15 protein-coding genes and 1 pseudogene are annotated in these 19,572 nt (G+C 24.9%); 8 read left to right on the forward strand and 8 right to left on the reverse strand.

Annotated features, from left to right (window positions below; all coding sequences use genetic code 11):
• Positions 1-7: 7 nt before the first annotated feature.
• The 3 genes from dxs to XW81_RS02125 form a co-directional block, all read right to left on the reverse strand.
• Positions 8-1,870, reverse strand: coding sequence for a 1-deoxy-D-xylulose-5-phosphate synthase (gene dxs / locus XW81_RS02115; protein ID WP_075474299.1), 1,863 nt, complete (start codon positions 1,868-1,870; stop codon positions 8-10).
• Positions 1,871-1,889: 19 nt separating this feature from the next.
• Positions 1,890-2,789 (reverse strand): polyprenyl synthetase family protein, encoded by a 900-nt coding sequence (locus XW81_RS02120; RefSeq protein ID WP_075474300.1) that lies wholly within the window; start codon positions 2,787-2,789, stop codon positions 1,890-1,892.
• A 255-nt stretch (positions 2,790-3,044) separates the two neighbouring features.
• Positions 3,045-4,220 carry an MFS transporter gene (locus XW81_RS02125; protein ID WP_075474301.1) on the reverse strand — a complete coding sequence of 392 codons (1,176 nt, stop codon included), beginning with the start codon at positions 4,218-4,220 and terminating at the stop codon, positions 3,045-3,047.
• Between the two features lie 130 nt (positions 4,221-4,350).
• On the opposite strand from XW81_RS02125, the pseudogene XW81_RS02130 reads away from it, so the two are divergent.
• Positions 4,351-4,640: pseudogene (locus XW81_RS02130) on the forward strand (TusE/DsrC/DsvC family sulfur relay protein).
• 32 nt (positions 4,641-4,672) lie between these two features.
• Here XW81_RS02130 and cyoE read toward each other — a convergent pair.
• The 5 genes from cyoE to cyoA are packed head-to-tail and all read right to left on the reverse strand — an operon-like array spanning position 4,673 to position 9,378.
• Complete coding sequence (gene cyoE / locus XW81_RS02135; RefSeq protein ID WP_075474302.1) at positions 4,673-5,530, reverse strand: heme o synthase; 858 nt, start codon at positions 5,528-5,530, stop codon at positions 4,673-4,675.
• Positions 5,527-5,865: a cytochrome o ubiquinol oxidase subunit IV gene (locus XW81_RS02140; RefSeq protein ID WP_075474303.1), complete on the reverse strand. Its 339-nt coding sequence runs from the start codon at positions 5,863-5,865 to the stop codon at positions 5,527-5,529. The genes cyoE and XW81_RS02140 overlap by 4 nt, the downstream gene beginning before the upstream one ends.
• Positions 5,862-6,476, reverse strand: a complete 615-nt coding sequence (locus XW81_RS02145) for a cytochrome c oxidase subunit 3 (protein ID WP_075474304.1) — start codon at positions 6,474-6,476, stop codon at positions 5,862-5,864. Before XW81_RS02145 ends, XW81_RS02140 begins: the two co-directional genes overlap by 4 nt.
• Positions 6,476-8,464, reverse strand: a complete 1,989-nt coding sequence (cyoB, locus tag XW81_RS02150; RefSeq protein WP_075474305.1) for a cytochrome o ubiquinol oxidase subunit I — start codon at positions 8,462-8,464, stop codon at positions 6,476-6,478. Before cyoB ends, XW81_RS02145 begins: the two co-directional genes overlap by 1 nt.
• Before the next feature lie 53 nt (positions 8,465-8,517).
• On the reverse strand, positions 8,518-9,378 hold the full coding sequence (gene cyoA, locus XW81_RS02155; RefSeq protein ID WP_075474306.1) for a ubiquinol oxidase subunit II: 861 nt from the start codon (positions 9,376-9,378) through the stop codon (positions 8,518-8,520).
• Positions 9,379-9,744: 366 nt separating this feature from the next.
• Between cyoA and XW81_RS02160 the strand changes: the two genes are divergently transcribed.
• From XW81_RS02160 to XW81_RS02190, 7 genes are all read left to right on the forward strand, one after another.
• Positions 9,745-10,044 (forward strand): BolA family protein, encoded by a 300-nt coding sequence (locus XW81_RS02160; protein WP_075474307.1) that lies wholly within the window; start codon positions 9,745-9,747, stop codon positions 10,042-10,044.
• Between the two features lie 264 nt (positions 10,045-10,308).
• Entirely contained in the window at positions 10,309-11,604 is a 1,296-nt protein-coding gene (tig, locus tag XW81_RS02165) for a trigger factor (protein ID WP_075474308.1), read from the forward strand.
• A gap of 188 nt (positions 11,605-11,792) precedes the next feature.
• Positions 11,793-12,416: an ATP-dependent Clp endopeptidase proteolytic subunit ClpP gene (gene clpP, locus XW81_RS02170; protein WP_075474309.1), complete on the forward strand. Its 624-nt coding sequence runs from the start codon at positions 11,793-11,795 to the stop codon at positions 12,414-12,416.
• Between the two features lie 113 nt (positions 12,417-12,529).
• Positions 12,530-13,783, forward strand: a complete 1,254-nt coding sequence (gene clpX, locus XW81_RS02175; RefSeq protein WP_075474310.1) for an ATP-dependent Clp protease ATP-binding subunit ClpX — start codon at positions 12,530-12,532, stop codon at positions 13,781-13,783.
• Positions 13,784-13,971: 188 nt separating this feature from the next.
• Entirely contained in the window at positions 13,972-16,308 is a 2,337-nt protein-coding gene (gene lon, locus XW81_RS02180; protein ID WP_075474311.1) for an endopeptidase La, read from the forward strand.
• A 175-nt stretch (positions 16,309-16,483) separates the two neighbouring features.
• Entirely contained in the window at positions 16,484-17,509 is a 1,026-nt protein-coding gene (locus XW81_RS02185) for a SurA N-terminal domain-containing protein (RefSeq protein WP_195182282.1), read from the forward strand.
• A 301-nt stretch (positions 17,510-17,810) separates the two neighbouring features.
• Positions 17,811-19,550 (forward strand): ABC transporter transmembrane domain-containing protein, encoded by a 1,740-nt coding sequence (locus XW81_RS02190; protein WP_075474313.1) that lies wholly within the window; start codon positions 17,811-17,813, stop codon positions 19,548-19,550.
• Positions 19,551-19,572: the final 22 nt, after the last annotated feature.

The raw sequence follows: 19,572 nt of genomic DNA on the forward strand, positions 1-19,572 counted from the left end.
AGTAACATTATTTATTTAACCATGACAAAATTTTTTTCAAAATTCCATCTGAATCTAATTCATATTTTCTACGAATTTCCGATTGATCGCCATGAGGAACAAATATATCTGGAATTCCAATATTTAAAATAGGAATAGTAATTTTATTTTTCATAAAAAACTCATTTACACTGCTTCCAGCACCTCCTGAAACCATTCCTTCTTCTAAAGTTACAAAAAAATGATGATTTTTAGTCAAACATAAGATTAAATTGATATCAAGAGGCTTTACAAAACGCATATCTACTAAAGTAAAATCTAACTTTTTAGCTACTTTTTCGGCAAAAATACATAATGGCCCAAAATTCAAAATAGCAATTTTTTTTCCAAATCGTTTTATGATGCCTTTACCAATAGGTATAATATTCATTGATTTTAAAGATGTTCCAATTCCCATACCTCTCGGATATCTAACTACACTTGGACCATTGCGATAACAATATCCGGTATATAACATTTGAAAACACTCATTCTCATCGCTTGGAGTCATGATTACAATATTTGGTATGCATCTAAGATAAGTTAGATCAAATACTCCCTGATGCGTTTCACCATCTTGTCCCACTATTCCACCTCTATCAATCGCAAATAAAACTGGTAATTTTTGTAATGCTATATCATGTATAACTTGATCATATGCCCTCTGAAGAAAAGTTGAATAAATTGCTAGAACAGGCTTATATCCACTAATTGCTAAACCAGCAGAAAAAGTTACAGCATGTTGTTCTGCTATTGCAACATCAAAATATTGTTCAGGAAAAAATTTTGAAAAATTAACCATTCCTGAACCTTCTGTCATAGCAGGCGTAATTCCTATTAACTTTTTATCTTTTTTAGCTATAGTACACAACCAATTTCCAAACACTTCAGAATAAGTAAGAATATCTTTTCTAGTAGAACAAATTTTTCCAGTATTTATATCAAACTTAGGAACAGAATGCCATTCTGTCGGATTCAACTCAGCAGGAAAATAACCTTTTCCTTTCTTAGTTATTATATGAAGTACGCTAGTATACTTTTGACTACTTAATCTACTAATAAAATCAATTAATAAAAATATGTCATGACCATCCAAAGGTCCGAAATATTGAAATCCAAAATCATTAAAAAAAGTATTATAAAATTTCATATCTCTTAAATACTCTTTTTGATATACTACATCCTTATTTAAAAAATCAGATTTAATACAAAAATTTTTTCTTTCTTTATATTTTTTTATTAAATTATGATCAATGGAAATTTTTGAAAAACATAAATTTAAAGCACCAACATTCTTAGAAATAGACATACTATTATGATTTAATATAATTAATAAATGGATATTATGATGTCCAGCATGATTCATAGCTTCAAAAGCCATACCAGAAGTGATTGCTCCATCTCCAATAACACATACAGTTCGTCTATTTTTGTTTTCTTTGTTTGAAGCGATTGCCATACCTACTCCAGCACTAATGGAAGTAGCAGCATGTCCTCCACCAAAAGCATCGTATTTACTTTCTTTCCTATAAGGAAAAGGATGTAATTTACTTTTTTTGTTAATATCTTGAATATCACTTCTTCCAGTCAAAATTTTATGAGGATATGTTTGATGACCAACATCCCAAATTAAATTGTCGAAAGGAGTATCAAATACATAGTGTAATGCGACTGTTATTTCAATAACACCTAAACTAGAAGATAAGTGTCCACCAGATTTACTAACAATATCTATTAAATATTGACGTAACTCATAACATAACTGAGGTAACTTTTCAATAGGTAGCAACTTTAATTTTTTAACTGAACGCGCAAAATGTAATATCGGATATTTTTTACGATTAATAATCATTAAAAACTCATTATAACAGTTATTTATCAAAAATAATTACGTAATGTGCTAATTCTGCTAATAACTTAACATCTATATATTCATCCGATAACGTTTTTAAACATAGTAATGCATTTTTATAAAGTTCTTCTAACTTTTCTTTGGATTTATGTAAACCTAAAATTAAAGGAAAAGTGTTTCCTACACAATTCTCACCAGACCGTCGGTAAAAATCTATACGAGTTTTATCATTTTTAAAATCAATAATGTCATCTCTTAATTGCAGGGCAAAACTAATGTTTTTAGAATATTGTAAAAATGTTGAAAATATTTTGTCATTTTCTTGACAACAAAAAGTTAACATGAATCGCACTGCAACGTCAATTAAGGATCCAGTTTTGTACCAATACATTCGTTCTAATTCATTTAATGTAACAGACTTACGTTTAAATTCTAAATCAAAAAATTGACCTGCACACATTCCTAATATTCCAGAAGAATTTGATAAATTTAAAATCATGTTTACTTTTTTACTATCAGATATTTCTTTTAAATGTAGACGAGCTAAAATATTAAAAGATAAACATTGCAAAGCATTTCCAGCTAGTATAGCAGTAGATTCTCCAAATTTTTTATAACAAGAAAGCTTATTCCTTCTAAATTCGTCATGATCTAATGCTGGCAAATCATCATGTATTAAAGAATACGAGTGCATAAATTCAATAGAAGAAGCAAGATGATCTGTAATGCTTATATGAATTTTAAATATTTCTCCAAGAATATACATTAATACAGGTCTAATTCTTTTTCCTCCTGAAAAGACTCCATATTTTATAGCACCTAACAATAAAGTGTCTTGAAAAGGCAAATTTTCTAAAAAGTTTAATATAAATCTATCAATTCTATTTTGTTTATCTTTCAAAAATTCCGAAAAATCCATTTTTAATACCTACGAAATTAACTTCAAACAAATTTAAATAAAATATATATTAATATACTGCATAATACAACACGTTATAAAAAACATAGCTAAATTAAAATAACATCTCTCTAGAAAATTCTAAAAATGATATTTCAATAGCATTATACCATAACCTAGAATATTAATATTATATATATAGTTATTATACTTTTATATATATAAATATTTATGACTATTACATAAAATATCTATACCAACAAAATTTTAAGAAAACTACATTTTTAAACATAAAAAATTAACAAAAAACCATATACAATTTAAAATTAAAGTAATAAAAAGTAAAAAGTAACTATTAAAATTATTTAAAAAAAATCCTCCTAAAACACTCCCTATAGAAGAACCTAAAAATTGACTAATAGAATATACTGCCATAGAAGTTCCTTTATAACGTATAGGAGCATTTTCACTCACTAAAATTGGAAGTATCATTTCAAAAAAGCTAAAAACTACAAAAAACGTTTGTATTGCAAAAATAAGAAAAAAACTATTTTTTTCAAATAATAACAACATACAGTTAGATAACATTAATCCACATATTGATAATAAAATTACTAATTTTTTGTTTTCGTTTTTATTAAAATAACTGCTAATGGGTGATGCAATCACAAAAGAAATCACAATAGTAATAAAATATACAATCCATGAAATATGACTAAAATATGTATAAAAACGTAATTGTAATGGTATGAAGAAAAAATATAATACTAATATCATATGTAAAAAAAAGATATTTAAATTTAATTGAAACAATTTAAAATTTTTGCATATATATATAAAATTCTTAAATTCGTCCTTCAAATAAAATTTTTCGGTAAAAGATACAAAAGATGGAATTACAAAAAAAACTATTATAATACATATTATAGATAATAAAATTCCTACAAGAAACAAATATCGAAAACCAAAAATTTGAACTATAATTGGACTAATAACCACAGAAATAATGAAACTTATTCCAAAACTAATACCTAATAATCCCATCGCTTTTGTTCTATTTTTTTTTGATATTACATCAGACAATAATGCCATACATACCGAAGATATTGCTCCCGATCCTTGTAAACTACGTCCTAATATGATTCCAAAAATAGAATTGCTTAAAAAGCATATACAACTTCCTATAAAAAAAAACAATAGTCCTAAAATAATAACAAATTTTCTGCCTATCTTATCTGATAACCATCCATATGGAATTTGAAAAATAGCTTGAAAAAGTCCATATATTCCAACTGCTACACCTACTAAAAATGTAGTACTATCTTTTAAAAAAATTCCATAAGTACTAAATACAGGCAAAACTATAAACATGCCAATTACTCGTAAAGAAAAAATAATACATATCCCTATGATTATATTTCGTTCCTTTAAATCAAAATTAAGTATATTCATAATGAATCATTTTTTTATTGCAATAAAAGTAATTTTTAATATAATAAATCAAATATTGTAATATTAAAATTTTACTTTTAAAAATTTAAAAATATACAAACTTTATAATATATAAAAGTGAGAAAATTATATGAATGACAAAATTTTTAAGAAAAATACAAATTGGAGTGAAAAAATAGCTAAAGAAATCGCAAAAAAAGAATCTATTACTATTACTCGAGACCATTGGATAGTTATATATACTATTCGAGATTTTTATTTAAAATTCAATTTAACACCATCCATGAGAATTTTAATAAAAATTTTAAAAAAAAAACTGAAAAAATGACAAGTTGTTATCTATTTAAATTATTTCCTCTCGGTCCAACTCAACAAGCAAGTAAAATAGCAGGAGTTCCACAACCATCAAATTGTCTTTAAAAAATAATATAAAAAATTTTAATAAAACATTTTTAATTAATATAATCAAGAGCCATCATGATATTTGTCACAAAAATTAGTAAAATAGAATGATAAAAAATATTTTTTGCCCATAAAACATGATCATAATCATTTTTATATTTTTTTTCTGAAAGAAAAATCCATATCATAGATAAAAAAAATATACAAATGAAAAATTTGTGTCCAACATACTTCATAACTGTTAATAAGCAAGAAAATGTTAAAAACAAAAATATAAATATATTTACATGAATTTTAGTTTCTGAAAATGATCTAAAAGAAGGGAAAATAGGTATATTAGCTTTCTTATAATCGTTAAAATGCATAATAAAAATCGCATAAGAATGAGGAATTTGCCATACAAAAAAAATCAAAAACAAATTCAAAACACACAAATCTATATAATTAGTTACAGAACAATAGCCCAAAATAGGAGGAATAGCTCCAGATATGCTTCCAACTAACGTTGAATATATCGATTTTCTTTTTAAAAATAAACTATAGCATACCACATATATTATAAAACCCAAAAAAGATAATAACATACACAATACATTTACAAAATATCCATAAATTAAAAACCCTAATATTCCTAAAAAAATACCGAAAAATATAGATAAATTATAAAAACACGTATTAGTAACCAAAATTCTGTTCTTAGTTCTACTCATGTATTTATCTATGTCAGAATCAATAATATTATTAAAAATACAAGAAGATCCAATGACTAACGATACACTAATCATATTTAAAAATAATAATTTATAATTTATACTTCCTTTTGAAGCTAGCAAAAAACCACCTAAAGAAGATATTAAGTTCCCAAAAATTATTTTTGGTTTTAACAATTCTATAAAAAGTAATATCATACTATTTTAATATATAAATTATGATTTAAATTTTTCATTACCCAATACGATCCAAAAAAAATAATAATTGATATTAAAAATGTGAATACTATTGATATAATATTCCACTTGTATTTTTTAGAAAAATTTAAATGTAAAAAATACTTTATATGAATCAAAACTTGAATCATTAAACAAAGTGTTACTAAAAAATATGTCAATTCTTTAAAAAATATTTGTTTGATAACTAAAAAAAATGGAAGTATAGTTAATATAATTAATGTTAAAAATTTTAGAAACTGAAAAAGATATTTACTTTTTGAATTTAAAACTTTTCTTAAACATGAACAAATCATTTTACTACTCCAAATAAATAAACTATAGAAAAGATAAAAATCCAAACTATATCTAAAAAATGCCAAAATAAACTTAAACAAATAATTCTCGTATAAACTTCTAACGTAATACCAAACTTAATTAATTGTTTTATCATAACTAAAATCCACAAAAGTGCTATAATAACATGAGCACCATGAGTAACTAACAACATAAAAAAAGCTGATAAAAAACCACTACACGACGGACCATGCCCTTGTTTTACAAGATCATAAAGCTCATAAGTTTCAAATGCTAAAAATAAAAAACCTAAAATAAAAGTTATACTTAACCAAAATATAATTTTCCCCGTATAATCCTTTTCTGAATTAATAAAAATAAAACTACAAGCAAAAGAACTAAACAACAAAAAAAAACTCTCTAAAATGATCATAAAAAAATTAAAAATCTCTGGTCCAGATGGACCATAAGCAATATTATCTTTCATAACTATATAAACAGAAAACAATGTTATAAAAATTACAAAATCACTCATTAAATATAACCAAAATCCAAAAAATTTATTAGAACTTAAAGCACTAATTTTGAATTTAGTTGTATCTAATTTTTCATTTATTAAATTACTAACCATTATTTAAGTCCTAATTTTTTAAGATCATTAATACGTTTTTCTTCAATTTTTTTTACGTGTTCTTTAGAAATTATATAACCATTATCAATATAAAACCCTTTTCTTATTAACAAATATATAATTATTAGAAAAGATACAATACACATCCAAAAAATGTTCCAAATTAATGAAAAACTAAAAATTACAGAACACAAACTAATAAAAATCCCTAAACTAGTTTTATTAGGCATATGAATATCAGAATACTCAACATTTTTTAAATTTATTTTCCTGCTATCATTTTTAAATTCCCAAAAGCAATCACGAACACATACTTTAGGCATAATAGAAAAATTATATAATGGAGGAGGAGAAGAGGTTGACCACTCTAGTGTTCTTCCATTCCATGGATCGCCTGTCATATCTCTACAAATACTTCGATCTCGAATAGACACTAACAATTGAATAATCTGACATAAAATCCCAATTGAAATTAAAAAAGTACCAAAAGCAGATAAAATCAGCATAGAATGAAATTGATGATCTATATGTTGACTAAGACGACGAGTCATTCCCATGAGACCTAAAATGTACAACGGCATAAACGCGAAAAGAAATCCAAAAATCCAAAACCAAAACGCACGTTTCCCCCATGATTCAGATAATGTAAACCCAAACATTTTCGGAAACCAATATGAAATTCCAGAAAAACATCCAAATACCACACCACCAATAATAACATTATGAAAATGCGCTATCAAAAATACACTATTATGTAACACAAAATCGACTGCAGGCAAAGAAAGTAAAACACCTGACATTCCACCTATTGAAAAAATAATCAAAAAACCTATGGTCCATAACATTGAAGAATGCATATGAATTCTTCCATTATACATAGTAAATAACCAATTAAAAATCTTTACACCAGTTGGTATTGCGATAATCATAGTAGCTATTCCAAAAAATGAATTGACATTAGCTCCCGCACCCATAGTAAAAAAATGATGTAACCAAACTATGAAAGATAAAATAGTAATTGCAATCGTTGCCCAAACTAAAGACACATACCCAAAAATTCTTTTTCGAGAAAAAGTAGCTACTACTTCAGAAAAAACTCCAAAAACGGGGAGTACTAAAATATAAACTTCCGGATGACCCCAAATCCAAATTAAATTAACATACATCATTACATTACCACCAGAATCATTGGTAAAAAAATGAAATCCAAGATATCTGTCCAAAGTAAGTAATAATAAACTAACAGTTAAAACTGGAAAAGAAGCAAGTATAAGAACATTTGCGCATAACGAAGTCCATGTAAAAACAGGCATTTTAAACAAAGACATGCCAGATGCTCGCATTTTTAAAATAGTGACTAAAAAATTAATAGCTGTTAAAGTCGTTCCTATACCAGACAACTGTATACTCCAAATCCAATAATCAACACCAACTCCAGGACTAAACTCTGTTTCTGATAAAGGTGGATAGCCCAACCATCCGGTTCGTGCAAATTCTCCAATTCCGAGCGAAAGATTTATTAATACAGCACCACTAACAGTTAACCAAAAACTCAAATTATTAAGAAATGGAAACGCAATATCACGAGCTCCAATTTGCAATGGTACTACTAAATTCATTAATCCAATAACTAATGGCATAGCTACGAAAAAAATCATAATAACACCATGAGCCGTAAATATCTGGTCATAATGTTGAGATGATAAAAATCCTATTCCTTCTTCTGAAGAAGCTAAAACTTGTTGAGCACGCATCATGATAGCATCAACGAAACCACGAAATAGCATTACAAAAGCAAGAAAAATGTACATAATCGCAATTTTTTTATGATCTACAGAACAACACCATTCACTCCATATATAATTCCATTTTTTAAAATAAGTAATAATTATCGCTATACAAACAGAGCATACAATAATCATAGAATATGTAATCATTATGATAGGATCATGATATGGAATTGCATCTAAATTCAATCTACCGAACATAGTATATGAATCCTTACGTTTCATTTAAAATGACATTTTTTTAAAAAACAAAACTATTTTTTTATATCTTGACTTTTCTTAACAATTATGTTAAACAAGTTTTTTTCCACATTTTTATAATATTTAATCGTTTCATTTTCACTTGGATATGCTATTTTTCTAAAACCTAATAAAAAATCTAATCTATCTGAAGAATTTTTAACTTTTTGTATCCACTTTTTAAAGAAAAAATAGTTTTTAGTTATTATTACTCTGAACTTCATATTTGAAAATCCAACTCCACTATAATTAGAAGATATACCTTTATAAATTCCAGATTCATTAGCAATTAAATTTAGTTTAGTTTTCATTCCTGCCATAGTATATATTTGACTTCCAAGAGAAGGAATAAAAAATGAATTCATTACAGAATTAGAAGTTAACTCAAATATTATTGGAGTATTAACAGGAAATACTAATTCATTAATAGTAGCAACATTCTCATTTGGATAAATAAATAACCATTTCCAATCTAAAGATACTACGTATATTTTAATCGGTCTAACATTAGAAATAATTAGTTTCTTTGGATCTAAATCATGTGATGATTTCCACGATAAAATTGAAAGAAAACAAATAATTAAAATTGGAAAACCCCAAACTAACAATTCAATCATATGAGAATTTGACCAATTTGGCTTATAATTAGCATTACTATTATTCTCTCTAAATTTTATCAAAAAAAATAATGTCATAAAAAATACTGGAATGATAATACATAACATTGACAAAAAAGCTGTTAATATTAAAGATCGTTGTTCTACAGCAATGTAACCTTTTGGATTTAAAACCCCATTACTACATCCGTATAAAGTAAAAATAAAACTTGTCAAAAAAAAATTTAAAATGCATGTACGACATTTTAAAAATTTCATTCATAACCTCAATGTTTGTGCTTAAAAAATTATATTGTTTTAAAATTCTTAAATTAAAAATTTTTCCTATATAAAATGATTATTTTAATAAAAATCTTTAAATATAGACATGTAATTAATAATAGATTATATTTGCACCAACTAAATTTTCATTGAAAACTCCATCATTATAGAAATGTTTACTTAATTTTAAAAATTATAAAATAAATATTTTTAATTTTTACAATAACTCTAAAATTTAGTAAAAATTAATTATATTTAAAATTTTAAAATAAATGATGGAAATAAACTACCCAATATTTTAAAAATAATTAAATAAATAATTTCAATATAAAAAATTGATTATCACTAACTAAAAATATAAAAATGATTATAAAAAAAATAAAAGATATATTAACATCGGTACTTAATGTACAAATTATTAAAGTATTTAATCAAAGCAAAAAACATAAATTGTCTTCTAACTATTCACATATCAAAATTGTCGTAGTAAGTGATGACTTTGTTAATTATAATTTATTAAAAAGACATAAAAAAATATACCACTTGTTGTCTGAATGCATTACTCAATATAAAATTCATGGGATAGCATTGCATACATATACAATATATGAATGGAAAAGTAAAATAAACAAAAATTTATTTTCTCCTAAATGCATAAAATAATATATATTATATAAAAATAGTAAATAAAATTTAAAAGAAGAAATCTAATATAATTAAACTTATTTTAAAAGAAACGTTTATAAATAAAAAATATAAAACTATTATATTTAAAACGATTATCTATCAAACATTTTATTTGTATAAAATACTTTTAATAAAAATATAAAATTCAAAATTGTTAAAAATCGCAAAACAAACTACATTTTAAAATATTTTGTAAATGAAAATTACAACATTATTTAAAAATATTTTTAAGGAAATACGATGGAACTCGAAATTAAGAGAAATGAAAAATTATCTCGGAATATTCATGTTACTATCCCAAACAATATTATAAAACAATCAGTACAAAAAGAACTTTTAAAATTAAAAGATACCATACGTGTTGATGGATTCAGAATAGGAAAAGCACCACTTTACATTTTAAAAAATTATTATAAAAAAAATATCAAAAAAAATATATTAGAAAAATTAATAAAAGAACATTTCACAAAAATAATTCAAAAAAAAAGTTTTCAAGTAGCTGGAACACCTGAATTTATTTTAAAAAACTATGAAAAAGGAAAAGATTACAATTATTTAATAAAGTTTGAAATATATCCAAATATTATTTTAAATATGAAAGACTTAATTATAAACGTTCCCAAAATTCATATTACTGAAACAGATGTCCAAAAAGCAACTCAAAAGTTTTTAAAAAATAATGAATGGAAAACAACATTTAATTATATCAATCTAAAAAACAGAGTTACTATTACCTGCATCAACCACAACTCCAATAATAGTTTTAAAAAATATGATTTACACAATTTTCAATTTATTATTGGAAGAAACGAAATACTCCCAGAAATTGAGAGGATAATATTAAATAAAAAAGTTAACGAATCTTTTTTTATTAACATCACATTTTCAAAACATCATTGTGATAAAAATATCGCAGGAACAACACTTAAAACAGAAATTATTATAAAAAAAGTTGAGAAACTTAAAAAAAATTTAAAAAATTATTATAACAATCAAAAACTACAATTAAACAAAGAACAATATCAAACTATTCAAAACATATTACACAATCAAGCAAAAACTATTATTAATAACCAAATAAAAACACAAATAACAAAATATTTTATGAAATGTAATAATTCTATTGATATCCCTTCTACAATAATAAAAAATACTTTTTTAATTTTAAAATCAAAAAAAATTAATTCTTATAAAAAAGATAAGAAAAATGTCTTTAAAACCACTTATCAACAAAATTTAATTGAGAAATCAAAATATTATGCTTTTTCTAAAATTTTATTTAATCAATTTATAAAAAACTATTCTTTAAAACCTAATTGGTCAACAATACAATTGCTAATAAAAGAAATTAAAATATCTAATAACCACGAAAAAAAATTAATTAAACTGTATCATGAAAATAAAGAAATTAATCAGTACTTCAACAACATAGATTTAGAACAGCAAATAATATCCACATGCCTAAACTATTCCATTAAAAAAGAAAAAGAATATAATTTTTATGAAGCAGAAAAAAAATTCTGTAATACAAATTAAAAAATAACAATACTATACGTTGAATAATAAATAATATATTGAAATTATGTTCAAAACTTTTCATACGAAAAGTTTATTTTTCTAGATATAAAAAGCGATTGTACACTACATAATTTAAAAACAAAAAATTTTAAAGCATATTATCTCAATGTAATATTACCCTTAATATAAAATATACCGGTATAATTATGTCATATAACATAAAAAACAAAAAAAAAAACAAAAATGCATTACTAATCCCTATGGTAATAGAGAAAACACTATATGGAGAAAGATCATATGATATATATTCAAGATTGCTAAAAGAAAGAATTATATTCTTAACTGGAATAATTGAAGATAATTTAGCAAATTCTATAATAGCTCAAATTCTATTCTTAGAATTTAAAAATCCAAAAAAAGATATTTTTATATATATAAATTCACCAGGAGGGACAATTTCTTCAGGTATGTCTATTTATGATACTATTCAATTTGTAAAACCAAATATTAATACAATTTGTATTGGACAAGCATGTTCAATGGCTGCATTGATTTTAACTTCAGGAGAAAAAGGAAAAAGATTTTGTTTACCAAATTCTCGAATTATGATTCATCAACCGTTAGGAGGATATAGTGGACAAGTTTCAGATATCGAGATTCACACTAAAGAAATTATAACAATTAAAAAAAGAATGAATAAACTATTATCTATTCATACTGAACAAAAACTGCAAAAAATAGAACAAGATACTGAAAGAGATTGTTTTCTTTCCGCTAAAGAAGCAATTGAATACGGATTAATTGATTCTATCTTACATCATCGAAAATAAATTTCTCTTAAAAAATCTAAAACTAATATAATATTGTTATTTCCATAACTATAGAATATAAGCAGATTATAATATTCTTTGCCACATATTATTAAATCACATAAGGAAAAACAATGACAGACAATACTCGAAATAATAATAAAGCACTGTTATTTTGTTCTTTTTGTGGAAAAAGCCAAAAAGAGGTTAAAAAACTAGTAGAAGGACCATCTATTTATATTTGTAATGAATGTGTACACTTATGCAACGATATTATTCATAAAAGTGTAGAATTCGATACATCTGAACAAAATAGAAAATACAACATTCCAAAACCGCATGAGATAAAAAAACATCTAGATGACTATATTATAGGACAAGATGAAACTAAAAAAATTCTATCAGTAGCAGTGTATAATCATTATAAACGTATACAATATTTAAAATCTGAAATTAAACTAGGAAAAAGTAACATTTTACTTATTGGACCAACAGGAAGCGGAAAAACATTGCTCGCAGAAACATTATCAAAATTTCTTGACGTTCCATTAGCTATAACTGATGCTACAACTTTAACAGAAGCGGGATATGTAGGAGAAGATGTAGAAAACATTATTCAAAAACTGTTAAGAGAATGTAACTATGACATACAAAAAGCAGAAAATGGAATTATTTACATAGATGAAATAGACAAAATTTCCAGAAAGTCTGAAAATCCATCTATAACTCGAGACGTTTCTGGAGAAGGAGTACAGCAAGCTTTACTAAAAATAATTGAAGGTACTATAGCTTCAGTTCCTATGCAAGGTGGAAGAAAACATCCACAACAAGAATTTCTCAAAATTGATACTTCTAAAATTTTATTCATATGTGGAGGAACTTTTTTTGGATTAGAAAAAATTATTTTTAAAAGAAAAAAAATAAAAACAGAAATTGGATTTAACGCAAAAATTAGTAAAAATAATAAAAAATATGTAAACAAAAAGCTACTAAAGGAAATAGAGCCTAAAGACCTAATTAAATTTGGACTAATTCCAGAATTTGTAGGAAGATTTCCAGTTCTCGCAACGTTATATGAATTAAATGAATTAGAATTAATAGATATATTATGCAAACCAAAAAATGCACTAATAAAACAATATCAAACACTATTCAAAGTTGAAGGGGTACAATTGAAATTTCAAACAGAAGCAATGAAATGTATAGCAAAAAAAACTATAAATAAAAAAACAGGTGCACGTGGACTACGCTCAATTATGGAATCTATTTTACTTGATACAATGTATAACTTACCTTCTATGGACAATGTTAAAGAAGTATTAATTAGTAAATTAGTAGTTAATGGAAAAACAAAACCAAAAATAATATATAAAAAAAATAATTCGTAATAAATTTTTTAAAAATTTTGAAAAATTGTTAAAGTTTCAAAAATAATACTTTCTATTTTATATTTTAATATTTTAGAATTAAGTATCAGATTTTAACTCTAAAACACTCATACTTATCATAGTTCTACAATAAAAATTGATAGTTAAATATAAGATTTAAAAAATTATTGAAACTAAGAGAGAGTTTTATGAATCTAGAACATTCTGAATACACTGAAATTCCAGTCTTACCATTACGAGATGTAGTAGTTTATCCATATATGGTCATTCCACTATTTGTAGGAAGAGAAAAATCTATTAAATGTATTGAAGCTTCTATTAAAAATGATAAGAAAATAATGTTAGTTGCTCAAAAAAAAGCTGAAATAGATGATCCTACTGATAAAGATTTATTTACAGTTGGAACAACTGCTTCTATATTACAAACACTAAAACTTCCTGACGGAACCATAAAAGTGTTAGTAGAAGGACTGCAACGTGCAAATATAAAAACTCTAAAAAATAATGGAGATTATTTTATTGCACATATTAAACCCATTATTGCTCCAAATATCCCTAAAAAAGAACAAATAGTATTAATTCGAGCTACTCTAAACCAGTTTGAAACATACATAAAGTTAAATAAAAAAATCCCATTAGAAATACTAAATACTTTGTCTAAGGTAGATAATGCAGAACAGTTATCAGATGCGATTGCTACTCATATGCCATTAAAATTATCTGAAAAACAATCTATTCTAGAAATGTACCATACAAATGACCGACTGGAACATATAATGGCGATTATGGAATCAGAAATTGATTTGCTAAATTTAGAAAAGCGTATTCGACATCGAGTTAAAAAACAAATGGAGAAAAGTCAGAGAGAATACTATTTAAATGAGCAAATGAAAGCAATTCAAAAAGAACTAGGCGAAATGGATCATACTTTAGACGAAAATAAAATTTTTAAACAAAAAATTAATTCTTCTAAAATGCCGAGGGGTGTAAAAGAAAAAACAGAAGCTGAACTAAAAAAATTAAAGATGATGTCACCTATGTCTGCTGAAGCTACTGTAGTCAGAAGTTATATAGATTGGATGCTACAAATTCCTTGGAATAAGAGAAGTAAGATTAAAAAAAATTTACAAGAAGCAAAGCAAATTCTTGATCTAGATCATTTTGGTTTAGAAAAAGTAAAAGAACGAATTTTAGAATACTTAGCTGTTCAAAGTAGAATTAGCAAAATGAAAGGACCCATATTATGCTTAGTAGGACCGCCTGGAGTAGGAAAAACGTCTTTAGGAAAATCTATAGCACGAGCAACTGGAAGGAAATACATTAGAATGGCTCTTGGTGGAATTAGAGACGAAGCAGAAATTAGAGGACATAGAAAAACATATATAGGTTCCATGCCTGGCAAATTAATTCAAAAAATTGCAAAAGCAGGAGTAAAAAATCCACTATTTTTATTAGATGAAATAGATAAAATGTCCTATGACATGCGAGTAGATCCAACATCTGCTTTGTTAGAAGTATTAGATCCAGAACAAAATGTTACATTTAATGATCATTATTTAGAAATCGACTATGATCTTTCTGAAATAATGTTCATTGCAACTTCTAATTCTACAAATATTCCTGCACCGCTACTAGATCGAATGGAAATTATTAAAATTTCTGGTTACACTGAAGATGAAAAACTAAACATTGCAAAATCTTACCTAAAATCTAAACAAATTAAAAGAAACGCTTTAAAAAGTAATGAATTAATAATAGAAGACTCCGTTATTATTAATATTATTAGATATTACACACGCGAAGCAGGAGTTCGCGGTTTAGAAAGAGAACTTTCAAAAATATGTCGAAAATGTGTTAAAACTTTAGTTTTAGAAAAACAACTCAAAAAAATACATATAAATAACGAAAATTTACACGATTATCTCGGCGTTCAAAGATTTAACTATGGGAAAATTATTAATAAAAACCAAATTGGGCAAGTAATTGGTTTAGCTTGGACTGAAGTTGGTGGTGAACTATTAACTATTGAGACTGCTTGCATATTAGGAAAGGGAAAACTAATTTATACAGGATCTTTAGGAGAAGTGATGCAAGAATCTATTCAAGCTGCTTTAACTGTAGTACGATCACATGCACACAAATTAGGAATAAAAAATAATTTTCATGAAAAACATGATATTCACGTACATGTTCCAGAAGGCGCTACTCCAAAAGATGGACCAAGTGCTGGAATTGCTATGTGTACAGCAATAGTTTCTTGTCTAACAAACAATCCAGTACGATCAGATATAGCTATGACCGGAGAAATAACATTAAGAGGACAAATTTTAACTATAGGAGGTCTAAAAGAAAAATTATTGGCTGCTCATCGAGGAGGAATTAAAAAAGTACTAATTCCTCATGGAAATAAAAAAGATTTAGAAGAAATTCCTAAAAATATTCTTACAAATATTTGTGTTCATCCAGTGAAGTACATCGAAGAAGTTTTAAACTTATCATTAGAAAATAAACCATATAAAAAATAAACAAAAAATTTTATACAACATTTTCTAAAACTTAAAAAAGACTGGCAAAAAAAAATTTAAATATTATTGCCAGTCAATGTCAAAATAACGTTTTAAAAAAATATCATATTAAAAAAAATTAAAACTACTCATGATAAATAAAAAAAAAATAAAATTAATACTGTATAATATAATAATGCTAGTATTTTTGATAATAATTTCTTTTACTCTAATTACAACCAAATCAAACTATTACCGTTCAAAAAATGATAAACAATATATTATTAAAGTTAATAATGAAGAAATTGGTTTACAAGAATTTCAAAGAAGATATGCAATTGAATTGATTAAAAGTAATGCATACTCTAACACAAAAACATTAAATAAAGCATATTCTTACAAATATAAAAAAAAAATATATAAAAAAGTTTTGTTAGATATAATACACGAAACTCTACTAAAACAATATGTTCAGAGATTAAACATATCTATTAAACATTATGATGTTCAAAATTATATATATAACCAAAAAAATTTTACAAGAAATAAAAATTTTGACATACAAAAATATTATTTCTTTCTAAATACATTAGGTATCAGTTCTAAAGAATATATAAATATAATTGAAACACATTTAAAAATAAACAAGTTCATATCTTCTATTATAAATTCTATATTCTCTTTAAAAAACGAAACTACACGTTTTAACCAATTATTTTCACAAGGAAGAATGATTTCAATAGCACCTGTAAATAAATTAAACTTCTTTGAAGAAAATAAAAAAATAGAAAAAAATCGCTATAGAAATGCTAATTTCACTCCTAAAATCAAAAAAAATAATATAAATTATTTCTTTATCGCAAAAAAAATAATATACCTATTAAACCATAAACCTAGTAAATTATTAAAAAAAATAAATTTAAAATTTCAAGAACCTCAATTAATTTCAAGATTCGACAATAACAAATTTAGTAAATTAATATTCAATCTTCCACAACCTAATGCAAAAAAAAATGTTTATTTTATTATTGTTAAAGATAATAATAATTTATATATAGCAAAATTTTTTAAAATGACACACATAAACTTATCCGAAAATCAGAAGAAATTTATTGCATTACAATTACTACAATATAATGTAAATATGACGTTAAATTCTATTATGAACAACTTGTATGCACAAGCTCAAATTGAATATAATAGTTTAATTAATTTTAAGTAATTGTTTAAAAATTAACACTACTACATACGTCTTCTATAAATCATACTTGTGCAACATTATATACATTTAAAATTAAAATATTTAAAATGTTGAATATAAATGTTGTTAATTCATTAACAAAAAAATATTTAAAACACAGTTTTTACTACAAACTACTTTAAAACTACAAGACATAGCAGACATTTATCAGAAAATTAATTTAAAATTATTAATTTTTAAATGAATATTTAAAAAAAGTTAAAAATTTTTTAAATGTTGCATACGCGAAAAATGTTTTTTATACAATTTCTAGGATATTTACGTGTATTTATTTAAACAACTAGGTTGGTATTTTATACGAGAATGGAAAAAATATTTAACAGCAATTTTTTTATTAATTCTAATTTCTATCTTACAATTGCTTCCACCAAAATTAATAGGAATTTTGATAGATTCTATCGTAGAAAAAAAAGTTTATGGAATGCAAACATTATCTTGGATCACTATAATATTATGCATCTCTATTGCAATTTATATTCTTAGATATATGTGGAGAATTTTTTTATTTGGAGCAGCTTATAAACTTGCTTCAGAACTAAGAATAAAAATCTATGAACATGTCGTTAAAAAGAGTCAAATTTTTTATTTTAAATATAAAACAGGCGATTTAATGACACGAATAACTAATGATGTAGATAAAGTTGTTTTTGCAGCTGGAGAAGGAGTATTGACATTAATAGATTCCATGGTTATGGGAATATCTGTTCTAATTGTTATGATTACACAAATTAGTTGGAAACTAACAATATTTTCTCTACTTCCAATGCCTATCATGGCTATCATAATAAATAAAATAGGAAAAAAAATACATTATAGATTTCAAAAATCTCAAAAAGCATTCGCATATCTTAACAATCATACACAAGAAAGTTTAAGTAGCATTAGTTTAATTAAATCGTTTGGATTAGAAAAATACCAAATAAAAAAGTTTTGTAAAATTTTAAAACACTTGAGACAAAAGAACAAAAACGTCGCAAAAATTGATGCCATGTTCGATCCAGTAATACATCTATCTATTTCATTATCTAACTTGTTAGTAATAATAGTTGGAGGATGGTTATTCTGGAAAAGATCTATTAGTATGGGACAATTAACTAGTTTTATAATGTACCTCGGACTAATGATCTGGCCCATGCTTGCTTTAGCATGGATGTTCAATATAGTAGAAAGAGGAAGTGCAGCATGGCTACGAATACAGTCGATTTTAAAGAGCATTAAAGCACCTCAAAAAAAGTATATAGAAATTCCAATTAACTTTAAAAAGCTAAAAGTTAACATTCAAAACTTTTATTATTATAAATGTGCAATAAAAATATTAGAAAATATCAATTTTTCAATATATCCAGGGCAAATTTTAGGAATTTGCGGACCTACTGGATCAGGGAAAAGTACTCTATTAAAGCTAATTCAAAAAAAGTTTTCGATGTCTAATGGAACGATATTATATAATGATATACCTATTTCTCAATTTAGAATACAAGAATGGAGAAAGAAAATTTCAGTAGTAGATCAAACGACTTTTCTATTTTCAGACACAATATTCAATAATATTGCGGTAGGAAAAAAAAACGCTTCTCAACAAGAAATAGAAAAAGCAGCATTTTTATCACATTTGCATCAAGACATCGCTCAATTTCCAGAAGGATATAATACCATAGTAGGTGAAAAAGGAATTATGTTATCAGGCGGGCAAAAACAACGAGTGGCTATTGCTAGAGCATTATTATCAAAATCAAAAATATTAATATTAGATAATGCTCTATCTGCAGTAGACGGAGACACTGAAAAAATAATATTAAAAAATTTGAATATGCTAAAAAAATATGGCCTCGCAATAATTATGTGTACACATCGAATACCTACATTAATTAATTCTAATGAAATTATAGTTTTACAAAATGGTACCATAACACAAAAAGGAACACATATTACCTTAATTCAAGAAACAGAAAAATGGTACAATTCTATATGTTCTTTTCAAAAAACATTGCAAAGAAAGTAAAAACGTGAAGGAAAAATTATGA

This window comes from Buchnera aphidicola (Schlechtendalia chinensis) (assembly GCF_001648115.1).
Taxonomy (GTDB): Bacteria; Pseudomonadota; Gammaproteobacteria; order Enterobacterales; family Enterobacteriaceae; genus Buchnera_B; species Buchnera_B aphidicola_N.